This is a genomic window from Rhodococcus sp. BP22 (genome assembly GCF_014281965.1).
Lineage (GTDB): Bacteria > Actinomycetota > Actinomycetes > Mycobacteriales > Mycobacteriaceae > Rhodococcoides.
Window position 1 is genome coordinate 142,025 of sequence record NZ_JACFTB010000004.1, and the last position, 18,126, is coordinate 160,150.

At 62.7% G+C, this 18,126-nt stretch carries 18 protein-coding genes; 13 read left to right on the forward strand and 5 right to left on the reverse strand.

Annotation, left to right across the window (positions count from 1 at the left end; translation table 11 throughout):
- Positions 1-395 precede the first annotated feature (395 nt).
- A complete protein-coding gene (hemW, locus tag H2510_RS10250; RefSeq protein ID WP_186628243.1) occupies positions 396-1,604 on the forward strand; it encodes a radical SAM family heme chaperone HemW in 1,209 nt (402 codons plus the stop codon).
- 37 nt (positions 1,605-1,641) lie between these two features.
- Here hemW and H2510_RS10255 read toward each other — a convergent pair whose 3' ends face one another.
- On the reverse strand, positions 1,642-1,947 hold the full coding sequence (locus H2510_RS10255; protein WP_084344746.1) for a type II toxin-antitoxin system VapB family antitoxin: 306 nt from the start codon (positions 1,945-1,947) through the stop codon (positions 1,642-1,644).
- Positions 1,948-2,158: 211 nt separating this feature from the next.
- Here H2510_RS10255 and hrcA point away from each other — a divergent pair, with 211 nt between their 5' ends.
- The 8 genes from hrcA to era all read left to right on the forward strand — a co-directional run bounded on the left by hrcA (position 2,159) and on the right by era (position 9,999).
- Positions 2,159-3,202: a heat-inducible transcriptional repressor HrcA gene (gene hrcA / locus H2510_RS10260; protein ID WP_186628244.1), complete on the forward strand. Its 1,044-nt coding sequence runs from the start codon at positions 2,159-2,161 to the stop codon at positions 3,200-3,202.
- Between the two features lie 83 nt (positions 3,203-3,285).
- Positions 3,286-4,440 carry a molecular chaperone DnaJ gene (gene dnaJ, locus H2510_RS10265; RefSeq protein WP_186628245.1) on the forward strand — a complete coding sequence of 385 codons (1,155 nt, stop codon included), beginning with the start codon at positions 3,286-3,288 and terminating at the stop codon, positions 4,438-4,440.
- 2 nt (positions 4,441-4,442) lie between these two features.
- The gene (locus H2510_RS10270) at positions 4,443-5,216 is read left to right on the forward strand and encodes a 16S rRNA (uracil(1498)-N(3))-methyltransferase (protein ID WP_186628246.1); all 774 of its coding nucleotides are present in this window, start codon (positions 4,443-4,445) and stop codon (positions 5,214-5,216) included.
- Entirely contained in the window at positions 5,216-5,983 is a 768-nt protein-coding gene (locus tag H2510_RS10275) for an alpha/beta hydrolase (protein ID WP_186628247.1), read from the forward strand. The genes H2510_RS10270 and H2510_RS10275 overlap by 1 nt, the downstream gene beginning before the upstream one ends.
- A gap of 127 nt (positions 5,984-6,110) precedes the next feature.
- The gene (locus tag H2510_RS10280; RefSeq protein WP_186628477.1) at positions 6,111-7,127 is read left to right on the forward strand and encodes a PhoH family protein; all 1,017 of its coding nucleotides are present in this window, start codon (positions 6,111-6,113) and stop codon (positions 7,125-7,127) included.
- 39 nt (positions 7,128-7,166) lie between these two features.
- Positions 7,167-7,709 (forward strand): rRNA maturation RNase YbeY, encoded by a 543-nt coding sequence (gene ybeY / locus H2510_RS10285; RefSeq protein ID WP_084344756.1) that lies wholly within the window; start codon positions 7,167-7,169, stop codon positions 7,707-7,709.
- Positions 7,706-9,016, forward strand: a complete 1,311-nt coding sequence (locus H2510_RS10290; protein ID WP_186628248.1) for a hemolysin family protein — start codon at positions 7,706-7,708, stop codon at positions 9,014-9,016. The genes ybeY and H2510_RS10290 overlap by 4 nt, the downstream gene beginning before the upstream one ends.
- A gap of 68 nt (positions 9,017-9,084) precedes the next feature.
- Positions 9,085-9,999, forward strand: coding sequence for a GTPase Era (era, locus tag H2510_RS10295; protein ID WP_186628249.1), 915 nt, complete (start codon positions 9,085-9,087; stop codon positions 9,997-9,999).
- Between the two features lie 28 nt (positions 10,000-10,027).
- On the opposite strand, the gene H2510_RS10300 is transcribed toward era, so the two are convergent.
- On the reverse strand, positions 10,028-11,431 hold the full coding sequence (locus H2510_RS10300; RefSeq protein ID WP_186628250.1) for an amidase: 1,404 nt from the start codon (positions 11,429-11,431) through the stop codon (positions 10,028-10,030).
- A 68-nt stretch (positions 11,432-11,499) separates the two neighbouring features.
- Between H2510_RS10300 and recO the strand changes: the two genes are divergently transcribed.
- Genes recO through H2510_RS10315 form a run of 3 tightly spaced genes read left to right on the forward strand, consistent with a single transcriptional unit; the run spans position 11,500 to position 13,487 of the window.
- On the forward strand, positions 11,500-12,324 hold the full coding sequence (recO, locus tag H2510_RS10305; RefSeq protein ID WP_186628251.1) for a DNA repair protein RecO: 825 nt from the start codon (positions 11,500-11,502) through the stop codon (positions 12,322-12,324).
- Positions 12,281-13,099 carry an isoprenyl transferase gene (locus tag H2510_RS10310; RefSeq protein ID WP_222438574.1) on the forward strand — a complete coding sequence of 273 codons (819 nt, stop codon included), beginning with the start codon at positions 12,281-12,283 and terminating at the stop codon, positions 13,097-13,099. Before recO ends, H2510_RS10310 begins: the two co-directional genes overlap by 44 nt.
- The gene (locus tag H2510_RS10315; protein ID WP_186628252.1) at positions 13,092-13,487 is read left to right on the forward strand and encodes a hypothetical protein; all 396 of its coding nucleotides are present in this window, start codon (positions 13,092-13,094) and stop codon (positions 13,485-13,487) included. Before H2510_RS10310 ends, H2510_RS10315 begins: the two co-directional genes overlap by 8 nt.
- A gap of 22 nt (positions 13,488-13,509) precedes the next feature.
- Here H2510_RS10315 and H2510_RS10320 read toward each other — a convergent pair whose 3' ends face one another.
- On the reverse strand, positions 13,510-13,950 hold the full coding sequence (locus tag H2510_RS10320) for a Fur family transcriptional regulator (protein WP_186628253.1): 441 nt from the start codon (positions 13,948-13,950) through the stop codon (positions 13,510-13,512).
- Between the two features lie 8 nt (positions 13,951-13,958).
- Complete coding sequence (locus H2510_RS10325) at positions 13,959-14,354, reverse strand: helix-turn-helix transcriptional regulator (RefSeq protein ID WP_222438575.1); 396 nt, start codon at positions 14,352-14,354, stop codon at positions 13,959-13,961.
- A 218-nt stretch (positions 14,355-14,572) separates the two neighbouring features.
- On the opposite strand from H2510_RS10325, the gene H2510_RS10330 reads away from it, so the two are divergent.
- A complete protein-coding gene (locus H2510_RS10330) occupies positions 14,573-15,958 on the forward strand; it encodes a glycine--tRNA ligase (RefSeq protein ID WP_186628254.1) in 1,386 nt (461 codons plus the stop codon).
- 87 nt (positions 15,959-16,045) lie between these two features.
- Here the strand turns inward: H2510_RS10330 and H2510_RS10335 are convergent, their stop codons facing one another.
- A complete protein-coding gene (locus tag H2510_RS10335) occupies positions 16,046-18,073 on the reverse strand; it encodes a TPM domain-containing protein (RefSeq protein ID WP_186628255.1) in 2,028 nt (675 codons plus the stop codon).
- Positions 18,074-18,126: the final 53 nt, after the last annotated feature.

The following is an 18,126-nucleotide window of genomic DNA, read 5'->3' on the forward strand; positions in this document are numbered from 1 at the left end:
GCATCTTTTCTCTGCCGGACGGTGAAAGGGTGGTGGGTGAAACTCACCGCTTGCACACGCGTTCGGTTGGATCGGGGCTTGTGAGAAGAAACGTGCTCAGTTCGAATTACGAGCGGGATGAGCATGCGTATCCAACGAGACGCAGAACTCAGCTACACACTCTTACGGCATCGACACGAAGAACTGCAGACACGCTTGAGATCGACGTGGCGCCGTGCCACCAATCGGATCCCAGAGTCGTTCACGGAGCCTATTGTGCCACGTCATCTGGCAAGTGCCGACCGCGGTGAGGTATTTACCTCGATTTTGGGGTAAATAGGCTGGCAGAGCGCCTGGATCTCGGAACGCTGTCTGTGTGGTGCGTCGACTCTTCAGGTTCTGGGACACTGAAGAGCGTGAACCTTCCCGCCTCGCCCGCAGTCTCACTCGAACTGCCAGATGCGGCCTTCGACGGCGTCGGTTCGCGGCCATTCGGGATTTACGTGCACGTGCCCTTCTGTGCGACACGATGCGGTTACTGCGATTTCAACACCTACACCGCCGGGGAGCTCGGAACATCCGCGTCGCCGCAGTCGTGGCTGACCGGATTGCGTCGTGAACTCGATGCCGCTGCCGCGCTCATGAACGATCGCGCAGGATCGGTACCAACCGCTGACACGGTATTCGTCGGCGGGGGTACGCCCTCGCTGCTGGGTGGGGACGGCCTCACCGATGTGCTGAACGCCGTTCGTGGCAGCTTCGGGCTGAAGACGGGCGCCGAGGTGACGACGGAGTCCAATCCGGAATCGACTTCGCCGGCATTCTTCGAAAAACTGCGCGCGGCCGGCTTCACCCGGATTTCGCTCGGCATGCAATCGGCCGCCCCACACGTTCTCGCGGTTCTCGATCGAACGCATACACCCGGACGTGCTGTTGCTGCGGCGAAAGAGGCCCGGGCAGCGGGCTTCGACCACGTCAACCTCGACCTCATCTACGGGACCCCCGGTGAACGCGCGGAGGATCTCGACGCCTCCCTTGCTGCTGTTCTCGAGGCGGGCGTCGATCACGTGTCGGCCTATGCGTTGATCGTCGAAGATGGAACGGCCATGGCGCGCAAGGTTCGACGCGGCGAGCTACCCGCCCCCGACGATGACGTGCTGGCCAGCCGGTACGAGCGGATCGACGCGGTGTTGTCCGGTGCCGGATTGCACTGGTACGAAGTGTCCAACTGGGCCACCGACGACGGCGCCGAATGCAAACATAATGTCGGCTACTGGGATGGCGGAGATTGGTGGGGAGCCGGTCCTGGCGCGCACAGCCACATCGGTGGAACCAGGTTCTGGAACATCAAGCACCCCGCTCGCTACGCGGACCGGTTGGAAGCAGGTGAGTTCCCCGTCGCCGGTAGTGAACTGCTCACGAGTGCGGACGTTCACCTGGAAGAGCTGATGTTGAAGATCCGTCTACGAACGGGACTGCCGGCCGGTGTGCTCGCGGATTCCGAGCGCGCGGCGGCCGAGCAATTGGTGGTCGACGGCCTGATGGTGGTCGAGCACGATCGTTATGTCCTCACCGATCACGGCCGTCTGCTGGCCGACGCGGTCGTCCGCACTATCGCTGCGTGATCGGGCGTTCGTTCACCGATGAGATGAGCGCTGGAACTCACGCACTCAGTGCGTCGTAGTCGAACACGCGGGCGTGTAGGACCGTCCTGTTGCGCAGGGCCGCACGCACGGCTCTGTGCAGGCCATCTTCGAGGTAGACGACCCCGCGATAGTGGACCGCGTGGGGAAACAGATCGCCGTAGAAGGTCGAGTCCTCGGACAGAAGGCGGTCGAGTTCGAGAACCTTCGTGGTGGTGACTATGTCGTCGAGGCGGAGTTGGCGGGGAGGGATTTTGGACCAGTCCCGCAGTGACAGGCCGTGCTCGGGGTACGGCTTTCCATCGCGAACACCTTTGAAGATCACGGTGTGACCCTCGATTCGGTGTAGTTCGTCACAGCTATGTCCGTTGTCGCAGTCGAGTAACCCACTTGTCCACACTAAGGCCTAGCGGTGGGTACTGCTCTACGGACACTAGACTCGACAGGCGGGTCGGCCGGGGGAGCGCAGTCAGCAGGCTGTTCGCGTACCGACCCGGTGTATGTCATGAACAGAGCAGATGTGGAGGTGGATACCGATGTCGGGCACTGATGACCGTCGGTTCGAAATTCTTCGGGCCATAGTCGCTGATTACGTCTCCACCCAGGAGCCCGTCGGTTCACGCGCATTGGTGGAACGTCACAACCTCGGTGTGTCCAGCGCGACAGTGCGAAACGATATGGCGGCACTGGAGTCCGAGGGCTACATTACGCAGCCACACACCAGCTCCGGCCGGGTACCGACCGACAAGGGGTACCGACAGTTCGTCGACCGCATCGCCGACGTCAAACCACTCTCGCCCGCCGAGCGGCGTGCCATTCTCGAGTTCCTGGAGAACGGCGTAGACCTCGATGATGTTCTTCGCCGCGGGGTTCGACTTCTTGCACAGCTCACCCGCCAGGTGGCCGTCGTTCAGTATCCGACGTTGTCGGTGTCGTCGGTTCGCCACCTCGAAGTGGTTGCGCTCACGCCTGCCCGGCTGCTCCTGGTGCTCATCACGGACTCCGGACGCGTCGATCAGCGCATCGTCGAACTGGGCGATGTGATCGACGACGAGAACTTGGCCAAACTGCGCAGATTGCTCGGTGGAGCGCTGGAAGGAAAGCGTCTCGCCGCCGCATCGGCGGCCGTGGCCGAACTCGCCGAGAATGCACCCGAACCCCTGCGCGACGCAATGATCAGATCGGCGACTGTGTTGGTCGAGTCCCTGGTAGAGCACTCGGAGGAACGTTTGGTGCTCGGCGGAACCGCCAACCTGACGCGAAATGCTGCCGATTTTGCAGGTGACGCTGGCTTCCCCGGTTCGTTGCGTGCTGTCCTCGAAGCCTTGGAAGAGCAGGTCATCGTGCTCAAGCTGCTCGCTGTGACACAGGACACGCGGACTGTGACGGTGCGAATCGGTGAAGAGACCCAGGTCGAGGAGATGCGCGGAACTTCGGTGATTTCCACTGGGTACGGTTCGGCTGGCATGGTTCTGGGGGGTATGGGAGTGCTGGGCCCCACACGCATGGACTATCCGGGAACAATTGCATCGGTTGCCGCCGTTGCGAGGTATATCGGCGAGGTTCTCGCCGAGCGCTGATCACCGGACAACAGACATTGCTTGCCGCACCGCGATAGCGGAGGCAAGCGCAGACCGGATCGACAAAAACGAAAGAGACTTACGTGGCACGGGATTATTACGGGACGCTCGGTGTGAGCCAGAAGGCATCGGACCAAGAGATCAAGCGCGCCTACCGCAAACTTGCGCGCGAACTCCACCCCGATGTGAATCCGGACGAGAGCGCGCAAGCCCGATTCAAGGACATCTCCACTGCCTACGAGGTCCTCTCCGATCCCGAGAAGCGACGCGTCGTCGACCTCGGAGGAGATCCACTTCAGCAAGGCGGTGGCGGCGGAGCAGGCTTCGGTGGTGGCGGCTTCGGCGGCGGACTCGGAGATGTCTTCGAAGCGTTCTTCGGCGGACAGGGCGGCGGCAGTGGCCGCGGACCTCGTGGTCGCGTCCAGCCGGGTGCCGACTCGCTGTTGCGAACGAAACTCACGCTCGACGAGTGCGCGACAGGCGTCACCAAGCACATCACCGTCGATACGGCGATCCTGTGCGACCTGTGTACCGGTGCGGGCACCAACGGTGACTCCAAGCCCGTGACCTGCGAAACCTGTGGTGGCGCGGGCGAAGTTCAGTCTGTTCAGCGTTCTTTCCTCGGTCAGGTCATGACCTCGCGTCCGTGCCCGACGTGCCGCGGAGCCGGGGAGACCATTCCCGACCCGTGCCGCAAGTGCGGTGGCGACGGTCGCGTTCGGTCGCGTCGGGACATTTCGGTCAAGGTCCCGGTCGGTGTCAGCAACGGCATGAGGATTCGACTCGCTTCGCAGGGTGAAGTCGGCCCCGGCGGCGGACCCGCAGGTGACCTCTACGTGGAAATCGTCGAGCAGCAGCACGACGTGTTCGTCCGCGACGGCGAAGATCTGCATTGCACGATTCGTGTCCCGATGGTCGACGCAGCGCTCGGCACCTCGGTGTCGGTCGACGCGATCATCGACGGACCGACGGACATCGTCGTCGATCAAGGCACGCAACCCGGAGCTGTCGCGGTACTGCGTGGTCACGGCATGCCGAAGCTCCGGTCCGGAATTCGAGGTGACCTACACGCGCACCTCGAGGTCGTGGTGCCGTCGCGCCTGGACAACAAGCAGACTCAGCTCCTCGAGGACCTGAAAGCCCTGCGAGACCGCGATGCAGCCGAGGTCGTCACCATCGGTTCCCAGCACAGCGGTGGGCTGTTCTCGAGGCTCCGGGAAGCGTTCAGCGGTCGCTGACGATGGCGGCCACCGTTTTCTACCTCGATCCTTTACCTCAGGTCGGTAGCACCGCTGTCCTGGACGGGAAAGAAGGCCACCATGCCGCTACGGTGCGGCGGATTCGAGTAGGAGAGCGAATCTTGCTGTCCGACGGGCACGGCGGGGTCGCCGACACCGTCGTGATCTCCGCCGAGCGTGATCGCCTCGAAATGACGGTCGATGCTCGATTCGACATGCCGCGGCCGACACCATCGGTGGGGCTCGTCCAGGCGCTGCCCAAAGCAGATCGTTCGGAGTTGGCCGTAGAACTGGCGACCGAAGCGGGCGTCGACTCCATCGTGCCGTGGCAATCCTCCCGATGCGTCGCGCGTTGGGAAGGTGCGAAAACAGCCAAGGGCGTCGCTCGGTGGCGCAGTACGGTTGCCGCCGCGGCCAAGCAGTCCCGAAGGCCGTTCGTTCCGGACGTCGCCGAACTCCATGACACGACGGCGGTACTCGAACTCGTCCGTGGGGTCGTCGCCCGCGGGGGAATCGTTGCCGTGCTCCATGAATCGGCAACCGACAGATTCTCGGAGTTGCCGCTGCGTTCGGTGAGCGAGGTGCTGTTGGTGGTAGGTCCTGAAGGTGGTTTGGACGACAGTGAAGTAGGCAAATTGACTGCGGCCGGAGCCCGAACGGTCGTGTTGGGTCCGACGGTTCTGCGGACCTCGACCGCTGCGGCCGTTGCACTGGGCGCGATCGGTGTCTCGACGGACCGCTGGGCGCAGCAGCCTCTCGACTTTCGTGAGCCGTAGTGGAGCGAACCAAAATCGGTTACGGCGAGCACGAAGAGCAGTACGGGCACCTCTATCTTCCGGAGCGCTTCGCGGCTGAATCAGGCACTCCCGTACCTGTCGTCATGATCGTGCACGGCGGATCCTGGAGTGGCCAGTACAGCTCCAGCCTCGGCACCCGGTACGCCGTCGAGTTTGCGCGAGCAGGTTTCGCAGCCTGGAACATCGAGTATCGCCGGGTCGGCGCAGGCGGTCTGTGGCCCGAAGTGAGCAACGATGTCGGCGCGGCGCTCGACGCACTCATCGGCATAGCTGCCGAACTCGATTCGATCTCACTCGATCTGGCGGACGTGCGAGTGCTCGGTCATTCGTCCGGGGGACACCTGGCCGCATGGCTGGCAGGTCGACGCGGCGGCGCGCTGACGCCGTCGCTGGTCGTGACGCAGGCAGGTGTTCTGGACTTGGTGACTGGTCCGGCGTCGGGAATCGTCAATCCTGCTGTCCGCGCCTTGCTCGACGCCGACTACGAGGACGCGCCCGAGCTGTATCGATCGGCGTCGCCGATACACCGCGTTCCCACCGCGATCCCGATGCACTGCATTCATGGATCGCTCGACACGCTGGTGCCGGTGTCGCAGAGCGAACTCTATGTAGCAGCGGCACGCGCCGGCGGTGATCACGCCGAACTGACGATCGTTCCTGGTGAGGACCACGCCGCGTTTCTCGAGACCGGGTCGCAGAGCTGGCAGCGCTCGGTGGCTGCGGTGCTCGCCGGTACCGGCAGGTAAATGGGAATGCTGTTATTCGCATGCGCGTTAAACTCGAATCAGGCCCCGTCCATTTCATGCTCGTCGACATCGGAAAGCAGGCCATAGCCACCACGTGAGTGAACACAGCGAACTTCCCACCGAACGCATGGTTCGGTCCAGCATGGAGCTTGCGCCTGAGGCCGTTCTCCCGCTGCTGGGACCCGCCGACGAGAACCTGCGGACCCTCGAGCAGCTTCTGAGCGCTGACATCCATGTCCGAGGAAACGTAGTCACTTTGAGTGGCAAGGTCACCGACGTGGCGCTCGCCGAGCGCGTCATTTCCGAGTTGGCAGCCGTCGCCAAGCGCGCGCAGCCGCTGACCGTCGATGCGGTACGCAGGGCTGTCGGCATGATGACCGAAGGTGTCGCGGAGTCACCGGCCGAAGTGCTGAGCCTGGACATCCTTTCTCGTCGAGGCAAGACCATCCGGCCGAAGACACTCAATCAGAAGCGCTACGTCGACGCGATCGACACCAACACCATCGTCTTCGGTGTCGGCCCTGCTGGTACCGGCAAGACCTACTTGGCGATGGCCAAGGCGGTCCAGTCGTTGCAGGCCAAGCAGGTCAGCCGCATCATTTTGACGCGGCCGGCGGTGGAAGCAGGGGAGCGTCTCGGCTTTCTGCCCGGCACGTTGCACGACAAGATCGATCCGTACCTGCGCCCGCTGCACGACGCACTGCACGACATGATGGATGTCGAGGCGATTCCGAAGCTCATGCAGGCAGGTGTCATCGAGGTCGCTCCGCTGGCGTACATGCGCGGTCGGACCCTCAACGACGCGTTCATCATTCTCGACGAGGCGCAGAACACCACCGCCGAGCAGATGAAGATGTTCCTCACCAGGCTGGGATTCGGGTCGAAGATCGTCGTGACCGGCGATATCACTCAGGTTGACCTCCCCGGTGGCGCACGTTCGGGGCTACGGGCCGCGTCGGAGATACTCACCGACGTCGATGATATCCACTTTGCTCAGTTGACCAGTAGCGACGTGGTTCGACATCGCCTGGTGTCGGAAATCGTCGACGCTTACGAGAGGTTCGAGTCCACGAACAACCAGGATCTCTCGCTGAGCAATCGGGGACAGCGACGCTCTGGAGGGCCGCGCTCTGCTCGCCGATAGAATCTGCTCGAAAGTCCCTTGTCGAAAGAGTGAGCAGCAATGAGTATCGAGGTGTCCAACGAATCGGGGATGGAAGTCTCCGAAACGGATCTCGTAAGTGTGGCCCGGTTCGCTATCGCCAGTATGGACGTGCATTCAGCGGCCGAATTGTCGATGGTTCTCGTCGATTCGTCGACCATGGCGGACCTGCACATGCGGTGGATGAATTTGCCGGGCCCGACGGATGTGATGTCGTTCCCGATGGACGAACTCGAGCCCGGCGGTCGTCCGGATTCTCCTGAGCCTGGACCGTCGATGCTCGGCGATATCGTGCTGTGCCCGTCCTTCGCCGCAGACCAGGCAGCAGCAGCCGGCCATCCTCTCGAACACGAGTTGGCACTGCTGACTGTCCACGGCGTTCTGCATCTACTCGGCTACGACCACGCCGAACCGGATGAAGAAAAGGAAATGTTCGCTCTTCAGAATCGCATTCTGGCGGAGTGGTACGAGGATCTCCGTCGCGCAGAAGAAGCCGAAGTACAGGCGGCCCGGGACAGTCGACTGCTCGGCAAAACCGGCTTCGTCGGCGGCGACAACCTGTGAGCGATGCGCCTGCGCTGATAGTGGCAGCAGTCGTCCTCGTACCGGTCGCCGGTTTGTTCGCTGCGGTGGATTCGGCATTGAACACGGTCTCGCGGGCCCGCGTCGAGGACATGGTCAAAGATGGGCGCCCGGGCGCTATCGGTCTACTCACCATCGTCGCGGACCGCCCTCGATACGTGAATCTGACGGTTCTTCTTCGCATCCTGTGCGAAATCGTTGCCACAGTTCTACTCGCGGGCGGGCTGATAGGTGTTCTCGACGAAACGATCGCGCTTCTCGTGACTGCCGTCGTGATGGTGTTGGTCAGTTACATTGTCATCGGTGTCGGTCCCAGAACGCTTGGGCGCCAACACGCGTACTCGATTGCACTGTTCGCGGCACTTCCGTTGAGAGGCCTCGGCTGGATTCTCGGTCCGGTGAGCCGCGTGCTGATCTTCATCGGCAACGCGATCACGCCGGGGCGCGGATTCCACAACGGCCCGTTCGCATCCGAGATCGAACTGCGTGAACTGGTCGACATGGCTCGTGAGCGTGGAGTGGTTGCTGACGACGAGCGCCGAATGATCCAGTCCGTCTTCGAACTCGGTGATACCTCGGCGCGCGAGGTGATGGTTCCGAGGCCGGAAATGGTGTGGATCGAGTCCGACAAGTCAGCGGGACAGGCGACTTCGCTCGCCGTGCGCAGTGGGCATTCCCGGATTCCGGTGATCGGTGAGAACGTCGACGACATCATCGGCGTCGTGTACCTGAAAGATCTTGTGCAGCAGACGTACTACTCCACCGATGGCGGACGCGGTGTGAAGGTTACCGACGTCATGAGGCCGGCAGTATTCGTACCGGACTCCAAGCCGTTGGATAGTTTGCTCGCCGAAATGCAGCGTGACCGTAAGCACATGGCCGTGCTCATCGACGAATACGGTGGAACTGCAGGGCTGGTCACCATCGAGGATGTGTTGGAGGAAATCGTCGGAGAGATCGCCGATGAGTACGACGCCGGTGAAGTTGCCCCCATCGAAGACTTGGGTGACGGACGCTATCGGGTATCTGCGCGTGTGCCACTCGATGACGTCGGCGAGTTGTTCGACATCGAGATCGAATCCGAGGATGTCGACACCGTCGGTGGTCTCCTGGGCTACGAGCTCGGACGAGTACCGCTTCCAGGCTCGCGTGTGCAGTCGCACGGCTTGGCATTCACCGGCGAAGGCGGCGCCGATCAGAAGGGTCGAGTGCGAGTCACGACCGTACTGGTGGAGAGGTTCGAGAACGATCACGATGAGGAATCGTCGACAGAAGCGTCCGATGCCTGAGCTGTGCGGCAGAACGAATACAACCATCCCGGCCGCATCGCGCGGCGGGAAGAGCTGGGAGGTGCTCGATGTCTGATTCGAGCGAAGAAGATTTTCGGTCCGGATTCATTTGTTTCGTCGGTCGGCCGAACACCGGAAAGTCGACGCTGACCAACGCGCTCGTCGGTTCCAAGATCGCCATCACTTCATCGCGTCCGCAGACCACGCGCCACACCATTCGTGGCATCGTTCACCGCGAGAATGCGCAGTTGATTCTCGTCGACACCCCTGGATTGCACCGCCCGAGAACACTTCTCGGGCAGCGACTCAATGATCTGGTGCAGGACACGTATTCCGAGGTCGACGTCATCGGACTGTGCATCCCCGCGGACGAAAAGATCGGGCCGGGTGATCGCTGGATTCTCGAGCAGGTTCGCCACATCTCGCCGAAGACGACGCTGATCGGCATCGTGACCAAGATCGACAAGGTCAAGAAAGAACGCGTCGTACAGCAGCTCATGGCTCTGTCGAAGTTGCTGGGGGAGAGCAGCCACGTGATTCCGGTGTCTGCCGAATCGGGTGAGCAGGTGGAGAAGCTGGTCGCCCTGCTCGCCTCCGAATTGCCACCCGGCCCTGCCTTCTACCCGGACGGGGAACTGACGGACGAGCCAGAAGAAATCCTGATGGCGGAGTTGATCAGAGAGGCCGCGCTCGAAGGTATTCGCGACGAACTTCCCCACTCGCTAGCCGTCGTCATCGATGAGATCACTCCTCGCGAGGGCCACGACAACATGCTCGACGTCCACGCAATCCTTTACATCGAACGCTCGAGCCAGAAGGCGATCATCATCGGCAAGGGTGGTGCTCGGTTGAAAGAGGTCGGTACCAACTCGCGCTTGCAGATCGAGAAGTTGCTCGGTACTCGCATCTACCTCGACCTGCACGTCAAGATCGCCAAGGACTGGCAGACCGATCCCAAGCAGATGGGCAAGCTCGGGTTTTGATTCGATCGGGCCGTGTCGACGGTGTTCCTCACCACCACGGTTCCGGTCGCTGGAGATGCCATTGCAGCACGTTCTCCAGTTGTGCGGCAACGGAGACCAGCAGCGGTTCCGAGGATTCGTGGCCCATCAGCTGCATACCGATCGGCAGGCCGTTCATGGTGAAGCCGGCCGGGATGTTCACACTCGGCCATCCGAGAACGTTCCACGGCCAGGTGTAGGGACAGTGCTCGGTGATGATGCGGTCGGTCTCGCTGTTGGTCTTGTCGTCGATTGCTTCGATCAGCGGCGGTGGAGTAGCCGTCGTCGGAGCCAACACGATGTCGTATTCGTCGAATATTCGGCCGATACGACGCCGGATCCGCGGTTCCGCGGCGCGGGCTGCGCGCAGCGGCGCGCCGGCAAGGGCGCGCCCGTATTTGGCGTTGGCACGGGTACGCGGATCGGCCAGCGACGCATCCGGGAGTCGATCGAGCCAGGCTGCTACACCGGCCAGTGAACGGGGAAGGAAATTGAGACCTAATGTGATTCCGTAATTCGGATCGTCTACGACCACGTGATGGCCCAGTGATCGCAGTACCGCTGCCATCTCGTAAGCCGCGGCCGAGATCTCGGGGTCCAATTTCGAGGGTGTCGGAATGAAGGGCTTGCGCAGGCTCAGCGCGATCCTGAGCGAACCCGGATTGCGACCGACCGCGTCCGAGACCAGCAACGGTGCAGGCTTGTGCAGATCGCCGTCGTGACTGCCCGAGACGATATCGAGCAGGAGTGCCGCGTCGGCGACGGTCCGCGCCAGCGGGCCGATGACGGTGATGCCGTTGAAGGCCTCGGGCTCCGGCCATGTCGAGATGCGTCCGCGCTGTGGTTTGATTCCGACGAGATTTGTCCACGACGCCGGAATGCGCACCGAGCCCGCACCGTCGGAACCCATTGCTGCCGAGACCAATTCGGCGGCCACCGCCGCTGAGCTCCCGCCCGATGAACCGCCGGGCGTGTGCGCACGACTCCAGGGATTTCGAGTGTGACCGAACGCGCTTCCACCGGTGAGCGGCCATTGTCCGAGTTCTGGACTGTTCGTTTTACCGACGATGACGGCACCGGCGTCGCGAAGTCTGCGCACTACCTCCGAATCGGCGGTTGCCCGCGGGAACTCCCCGGCACATCCGAATGCCGTCGGTTCACCAGTGACATCGACGTCGTCCTTCACCGCGATCGGCACACCTAGAAGGGGAGCAGTGTGCCCCGTTGCGCGTAAACGATCGGTCTCCGCGGCCTCCCTCAGTGCGGCGTCACTTCGCACGATGCGGAACGCATTCAGAGTTGGCTGACTCTTCTCGATTCGGTCCAGCGACTCGGTGACGGCCGCAGTCGAGGTGATGCGGCCTGCTGCGAGTGCTGCGGCTTGTTCGACGAGGGTCGCACGAGAAAAATCCACGCCTGCACAGTATCGAACCTGTGCGAGGGAGATGGGAACCGTCGGACCAGCGTGGGAGTATTGAACACGTGAGGCTCTATCGGGACAACGCAGTCGTGCTGCGCCAGCACAAGCTGGGCGAGGCCGATCGGATTGTCACGCTCCTGACCCGAGACAACGGAATCGTCCGGGCCGTCGCGAAGGGCGTCCGCCGCACGAAGTCGAAGTTCGGCGCGAGGCTGGAGCCGTTCGCTCACGTCGATGTTCTTCTCTACCCCGGACGCAACCTCGACATCGTCACGCAGGTCCACACCATCGACGCCTTCGGCGGCGATATCGTGACCGACTACGGCTGCTACACCACCGGATGCGCGATTCTCGAAACGGCGGAGCGGCTCGCGGGCGAAGAACATGCACCCGCCAGACGTCTGCACCAACTGACTGTCGGGGCGCTGCGAGCACTGGGCGACCGCGCTCGTCCACCAGAGCTGGTCCTCGACGCCTTCCTGCTTCGCGCAATGGGGTACGCCGGGTGGGCACCGTCGTTGACCGAGTGCGCCCGGTGCGCCGCTCCCGGCCCACATCGGGCGTTCCATGTCGCAGCCGGCGGCTCCGTCTGCGTTCACTGCAGGCCGCCCGGGGCGGCGACCCCGATGGCCGGTGTACTCGATCTGATGGTTGCCCTCGAGCGTGGTGAGTGGATCTACACCGAGACGACGTCGACTGCGGTGCGTAGTCAGACGAGTGGCCTTGTCGCCGCGCATCTGCAATGGCATCTCGAGCGTCAGTTGCGGACGTTGCCCCTGATCGAACGATCGAAACCGCATCAGGTCGAGGCTGAGTCGGTCCGAATATCCACCGTCGGGCAGGATGAAGACCGTGATTCGACGACGCGAACCGCGTACACGGCCTGACGAGGAGATCGCTGTACGCCCACCGGACCCGCATCCGTCGGGTGCCCGGCCGCCGATCCTGCAACCTGAGCTGATTCCGCGGCATGTCGCGTTGGTCATGGACGGCAACGGGCGGTGGGCGCAGGACCGAGGCCTGCCGCGTACCGCGGGACACGAGCGCGGCGAGGCCGTGCTCATGGATACGGTCAGTGGCTGCATCGACATCGGTGTGAAATGGCTCTCGGCCTATGCGTTCTCGACTGAGAACTGGAAGCGTAGTCCCGACGAGGTGAAATTCCTGATGGGATTCAACCGCGATGTCATTCGGCGTCGGCGCGACGAAATGAACGAGATGGGCGTTCGCGTTCGGTGGGCCGGCCGTCGACCTCGCCTGTGGCGCAGTGTGATCAAGGAGCTCGAGGTCGCCGAGGAGTTGACGAAGCATAATACCGTCATGACGCTGACGATGTGTGTCAACTATGGCGGCCGGGCCGAAATCGCTGACGCGACAAAGGAAATAGCGCGGCTGGTTGCGCAGGGAAAACTCGACCCGGAGAAGATCACCGAAGCGACCGTCGCGAAGTATCTCGACGAGCCCGACATGCCCGACGTCGATCTGTTTCTGCGTCCGTCCGGTGAGCAGCGCACGTCCAACTTCCTGCTGTGGCAATCGGCCTACGCGGAGTTCGTATTTCAAAAGAAGCTGTTCCCGGACTTCGACCGCCGGGATCTGTGGGCGGCATGTGTCGAATTCGCTTCCAGAGACCGCAGATTCGGTGGAGTCAAGTATGAGTGAACAGTTGTCCCTGCAATCCCGCGCCCAGATTGCGCTGGCCCAGTTCGCGACCGTCACAGTGGCAGACGAGGGGTCGCTGGGGTTCGATTATGCGGGGGCCTTGTGCTCGTTGCGTTCGCTAGTGCTGTCGCCGGGTCTCGAAGTGCTTTCTCTGACAGCGGTTCTGGCGTGGGATCGCCCGGTGAAGGCCTCGCTGCACAAGAAGGTCGCAGACCGAAACGCCGAGTCGCAGTTCGGCTCGATCTCGGTCAATGTCAACGGAAAGATGGCCGACGTACTGCTGCGGTACACATTTCCGGCCAGCGGACTCGACGACGAACCGCTGATGACGATGTTGGTCCTCGTGCTCGCAGGCGTCGAGAAGGCACGTGTAGGACTTTTGCCCTGACGCCTGCTCGCGGAGGGTCGGGCTAGGAGCCTGCTCGGCACTCGCTACAGGTGCCGAAGATTTCGACCGTGTGGCTGACGTCGCTGAAGCCGTTGTCCTCGGCGACGTCCTGCGACCATTTCTCCACGTCTGCGCCCTCGACCTCGACGGTGTAGCCACAGAGGCGGCACACCAGATGGTGGTGATGCCCCGACGAGCATCGCCGATATACCGATTCGCCGGTGTCGATGCGAAGAACGTCCACGGTGCCTGCGTCGGCGAGGGTCTGCAACGTGCGGTAGACGGTGGTGAGGCCGATGCCTTCTCCACGCTTGCGGAGTTCGTCGTGCAGATCCTGCGCGGATCGGAACTCCTCGATGCTGTCCAAGAGGTCGGAGATCGCGCTCCGCTGTTTGGTGGCCCGCACCCCTGCTACGACGGGCTTTCGGGGACGGGCAGTATCGGTCGACGAACTGTCGGTCATGGGTAACTTCAGCCTTCCTCGGCATGTGCGACGGCGTCGACGACGATGTGTGACAGATGGTCGTCGACGAGACGGTAGAGAACTTCGCGGCCGTTGCGCTCACCGCGGACGACCCCGGCAGCCTTGAGAACCCGCAGGTGTTGGCTGATCAACGGCTGTGTGACGCCGAGGGCGCCGACCAGCTCGTGTACGCAGCGCTCCGATTCGCGTAGTTGAAGCACGATCGCGATACGTACCGGTGCAGCGAGAGCGCGCAGGATGTCGCCTGCGGCTGCGAGTGTTTCTTTGGGTGGGATCGGTGCCGGGGGAGCAGATGCGAACGGGTCGTGGGAATGGTCGTCGAGAGCCTGAGATGGGGGATCGTCGGCAGCATCATCGTTCCGGTGTGAGGGGTTCGTCTCCATCGTTGCCAAGAGGATCTCCCTACTTTCAGAACGTCTTTCGCCGGTGTCAGGCCCGCGTACTTGGTGTTAATGCAAATCACTTCCATTTTGATATGCAGGAGTATGCATGTCAAACCAAATGGGGACCGTTCGGATATACGCCGCCCGACCGATAGGCTGGCGCGAGGCCAAGCGCCTGCAACTACCCCCTCGAACACCGAAGATGGAGAGCTCCGCCAGTGGCACCCAAGTCCAAAGTCGACACCGTCGCCAACCTCGCCAAGCGCCGAGGTCTCGTATACCCCTGCGGCGAGATCTACGGAGGCACCAAGTCTGCCTGGGACTATGGCCCGCTGGGCGTCGAGCTCAAAGAGAACATCAAGAAGCAGTGGTGGCGGAACATGGTCACCAGCCGCGAAGACACCGTCGGCCTCGACTCGTCGGTCATTCTGCCGCGTCAGGTCTGGGAAGCGTCGGGTCACGTCGAAACCTTCAGTGATCCGCTCGTCGAATCTCTGATCACCCACAAGCGTTACCGCGCCGATCATCTGCTCGAAGCGTACGAGGAGAAGCACGGGCATCCGCCGGAGAACGGCCTCGCCGATATCCGCGATCCCGAGACCGGCGACCCGGGCCAGTGGACCGAACCACGCGCGTTCTCGGGCCTTCTCAAGACGTTCCTCGGACCGGTCGACAACGAGGAAGGGCTGCACTACCTGCGGCCCGAGACTGCTCAGGGCATTTTCGTGAACTTCGCCAACGTGCTGACGACCTCACGCAAGAAGCCGCCGTTCGGCATCGGCCAGATCGGCAAGAGCTTCCGCAACGAAATCACCCCCGGAAACTTCATCTTCCGCACTCGCGAGTTCGAGCAGATGGAGATGGAATTCTTCGTCAAGCCCGGCGAGGACGAGGAGTGGCACGAGTACTGGATCGACTACCGCATGAAGTGGTACACCGACCTCGGTATCGACCCGGAGAACCTGCGCCTGTACGAGCATGCCAAGGAGAAGCTCTCGCACTACTCCAAGCGGACCGTCGACATCGAGTACCGGTTCGGCTTCCAGGGAAGCGCCTGGGGTGAACTCGAGGGCGTCGCCAACCGCACCGATTACGACCTCTCGGTGCACTCGAAGGCATCCGGCCAGGACCTGAGCTACTACGAGCAGGCCACCGACACCCGCTACACGCCGTACGTCATCGAGCCGGCGGCCGGTCTGACTCGTTCGCTGATGGCATTCCTCGTCGACGCGTACTCAGAGGACGAGGCACCCAACGCCAAGGGTGGCGTCGACAAGCGCGTCGTACTCAAGCTCGACCGCCGCCTCGCGCCGGTCAAGGTTGCCGTTCTGCCGCTCTCACGTAATGCCGATCTGACGCCGAAAGCGAAGGACCTGGCACAGCAATTGCGTCAGTACTGGAACGTGGAATTCGACGACGCCGGAGCCATCGGCCGTCGATACCGTCGCCAGGACGAGATCGGTACGCCGTTCTGCATCACCGTCGACTTCGACACGCTCGACGACCATGCCGTCACCATCCGCGAGCGCGACACGATGGCGCAGGAGCGGGTTGCTCTCGATCAGGTCGAGGGCTACCTCGCGCAGCGGTTGCTCGGAGCCTAGAACGCCGAAGTCGAGGTGACCGAACGTCGTGTTCGGTCACCTCGACTCAGGTTCGCACAACCTCGGCGACCGGACGCGACCAGTCGTCTAGAACCGGCCGCCACCGCCACCGAAACCGCCGCCGCCACCGCCTCCTCCGCCGAAGCCGCCCCCGCCGCCGAAGCCGCCTCCACCGAAGCCGCCGCCCCCGCCGCGTAGGACGCTGTTGATGAGGATTCCGCCGAGGACCGCGCCGGCCATATTCCCACCGCCACCGCCTCCGCGTGGGCGATTGCGATCTTCCCAGTCTCGGACGTCGGCCTGCGCGCTCTGAGATGCCTGCGTGGCCAATTGTGCTGCGGCCTGAGCATGCTGGAGCGCCTTCGCCGGGTCCGAGGACTCCAGCTGGCGGGCGGCTTCGAAATGCCGCTCCGATTCTGCGAGGCGGGTTCGCGCTTCGGCTCCGACGCCGCCGCGTCGGGTCGATATGTAGTCCTTGGCAGCGGTGATCTGCGACTGAGCCGCGCCGATGTCACGCGCGAGTCGTGCGCGCAGAAGCTCCTCCTGCTCTTTCACCTCGGTTGCGTCTTCGATCGTTGCGTCCAGTTGTTGATCGGCAGCAACGAGTTGGTTGTAACTTCCGAGCGGATCCGATGCCTGGGACGCCTCGGCATTGCGTAGTGCCTGTTCGGCCGCTGCGCGCGCCTTGTCCAAATCGGGCCCACCGTGCCGACTGAGAGTTGCAGCGGCGGCGATGTCTTTGCGCACCTCTTCGATGGCGGCCGGAAGTGTCGCTATCGCATTACGGATATCGCTCTGCGCGTGGTCGACTGCGTCGAGCAATGCCCGTGCGTGTTCGGCTGCTTTTTCTGCGGTTCGGACGGCAGAGACCAGTTCGCCCTGTTTGCCTGCGGGTCGTGCAGCTGCCTCTCGGCCGACGGCGATGTTCGACTCGGCGAGTTCGATTGCCTCGCGAGCCATATCGACGTTGGCTTCGATAGATGCGAGCGCAGCCGGCGCAAATTCGGTGCGCAATTGTTCTAGAATCTGCTGCGATTCGGGGATTCGGACGGTCAAGCCGACGACGGTCTGCGTCAGCGAATCCAACTTCGAACCGGCGTTGATGAGCAGATCTCGCATCGATTCGAATTCCGCTACGCGAGAGTCGAGTTCGTGATCGGCTCGGCCGCACGAGGAAATGATGTGAATGAGCATGGAGCGTCGTTGATCCGGCGTTTCCGGAATGGCGTCGTCGAGACGCTGACGCATTTCGAACGCGGAAGCGAGTGCTTTCTTTGCTTCCTCGTATGCACTGATGAAGGGCGCTGCAGTTCGATCTCCGAACTCCGATCGCGCGATGGTCAACTCTTCCTCGCTGGCGCGCACGGCGTTGTCCGTCTCGACGAGCATCGAATGGGCGCGAGCATCGAGTACATCGAGCGGAAGCGCACTGAGTGCGGCAGTGTCGGTCGGATCGATGGTGTGCGCTGCTTCGATGCTCGCCTTGCGTAGCTTCTTTTTTCGCCGAGAGGAGTAGGCGACAGCTCCGCCACCGGCGACGAGTACCGCGCCCGCACCGATCAACCACGGTGTACCGGACCCGTCCGAGCCGGAGGAGGTGTAGGCCTCGTCGAGGCTTCCTGCGGTGGAGATGGCCGCGCCGGACCAATCTCGCTGTGCCAACGCCGGCTCGATCTGATCTACACGGATCGACTCTTGCTCCGCCGCGGTGATCTCCGTCAAGGACTTGTCGACGCCGAGGTAGTACGCCCGGCCGTCCGTCGCCACCGCAAGGAGTACGTCCCGCTGCCCGAAATCGCTCGCGGTGTACGTCTGTTGCGCCCAACTCTCGGAGGACAAGTTGTCGAAATCGGAGACGAAAGTAACCCAGAGCCGGATACGGCTGTTGTTGTAAAGATCGTCGATCGCGGCCTGAATATCTCCGGTGCTCTGCTCGTCGAGCACCTGCACTTCGTCGGTGATCTGCGTGTCGAGGCGCGACGGCGGTTCGGCCGAGGCGGTCCCGGCGGCGCCGAGTAAAGCGGTGAATCCCAGGACGGTGGTGAGTGCGCTGTATGCGAGAACTCTCCGGACCGCAACGAACGCGGGCCGGTGCTCTGCCTGATCGACTGCCATAGGTACCGAACTTACCGGGAGGACAACCCATGACACATGTCATGCCGAGAACA

What these genes read in the sequence shown, in the direction of transcription:
- H2510_RS10310 (WP_222438574.1), top strand. Translation starts at nt 12,281, where the DNA reads ATGAAGACCGTGATTCGACGACGCGAACCGCGTACACGGCCTGACGAG.
- H2510_RS10270 (WP_186628246.1), top strand. Translation starts at nt 4,443, where the DNA reads ATGGCGGCCACCGTTTTCTACCTCGATCCTTTACCTCAGGTCGGTAGC.
- H2510_RS10325 (WP_222438575.1), bottom strand. Translation starts at nt 14,354, where the DNA reads ATGGAGACGAACCCCTCACACCGGAACGATGATGCTGCCGACGATCCC.
- H2510_RS10315 (WP_186628252.1), top strand. Translation starts at nt 13,092, where the DNA reads ATGAGTGAACAGTTGTCCCTGCAATCCCGCGCCCAGATTGCGCTGGCC.
- H2510_RS10280 (WP_186628477.1), top strand. Translation starts at nt 6,111, where the DNA reads ATGGTTCGGTCCAGCATGGAGCTTGCGCCTGAGGCCGTTCTCCCGCTG.
- H2510_RS10335 (WP_186628255.1), bottom strand. Translation starts at nt 18,073, where the DNA reads ATGGCAGTCGATCAGGCAGAGCACCGGCCCGCGTTCGTTGCGGTCCGG.
- hrcA (WP_186628244.1), top strand. Translation starts at nt 2,159, where the DNA reads ATGTCGGGCACTGATGACCGTCGGTTCGAAATTCTTCGGGCCATAGTC.
- era (WP_186628249.1), top strand. Translation starts at nt 9,085, where the DNA reads ATGTCTGATTCGAGCGAAGAAGATTTTCGGTCCGGATTCATTTGTTTC.
- H2510_RS10320 (WP_186628253.1), bottom strand. Translation starts at nt 13,950, where the DNA reads ATGACCGACAGTTCGTCGACCGATACTGCCCGTCCCCGAAAGCCCGTC.
- ybeY (WP_084344756.1), top strand. Translation starts at nt 7,167, where the DNA reads ATGAGTATCGAGGTGTCCAACGAATCGGGGATGGAAGTCTCCGAAACG.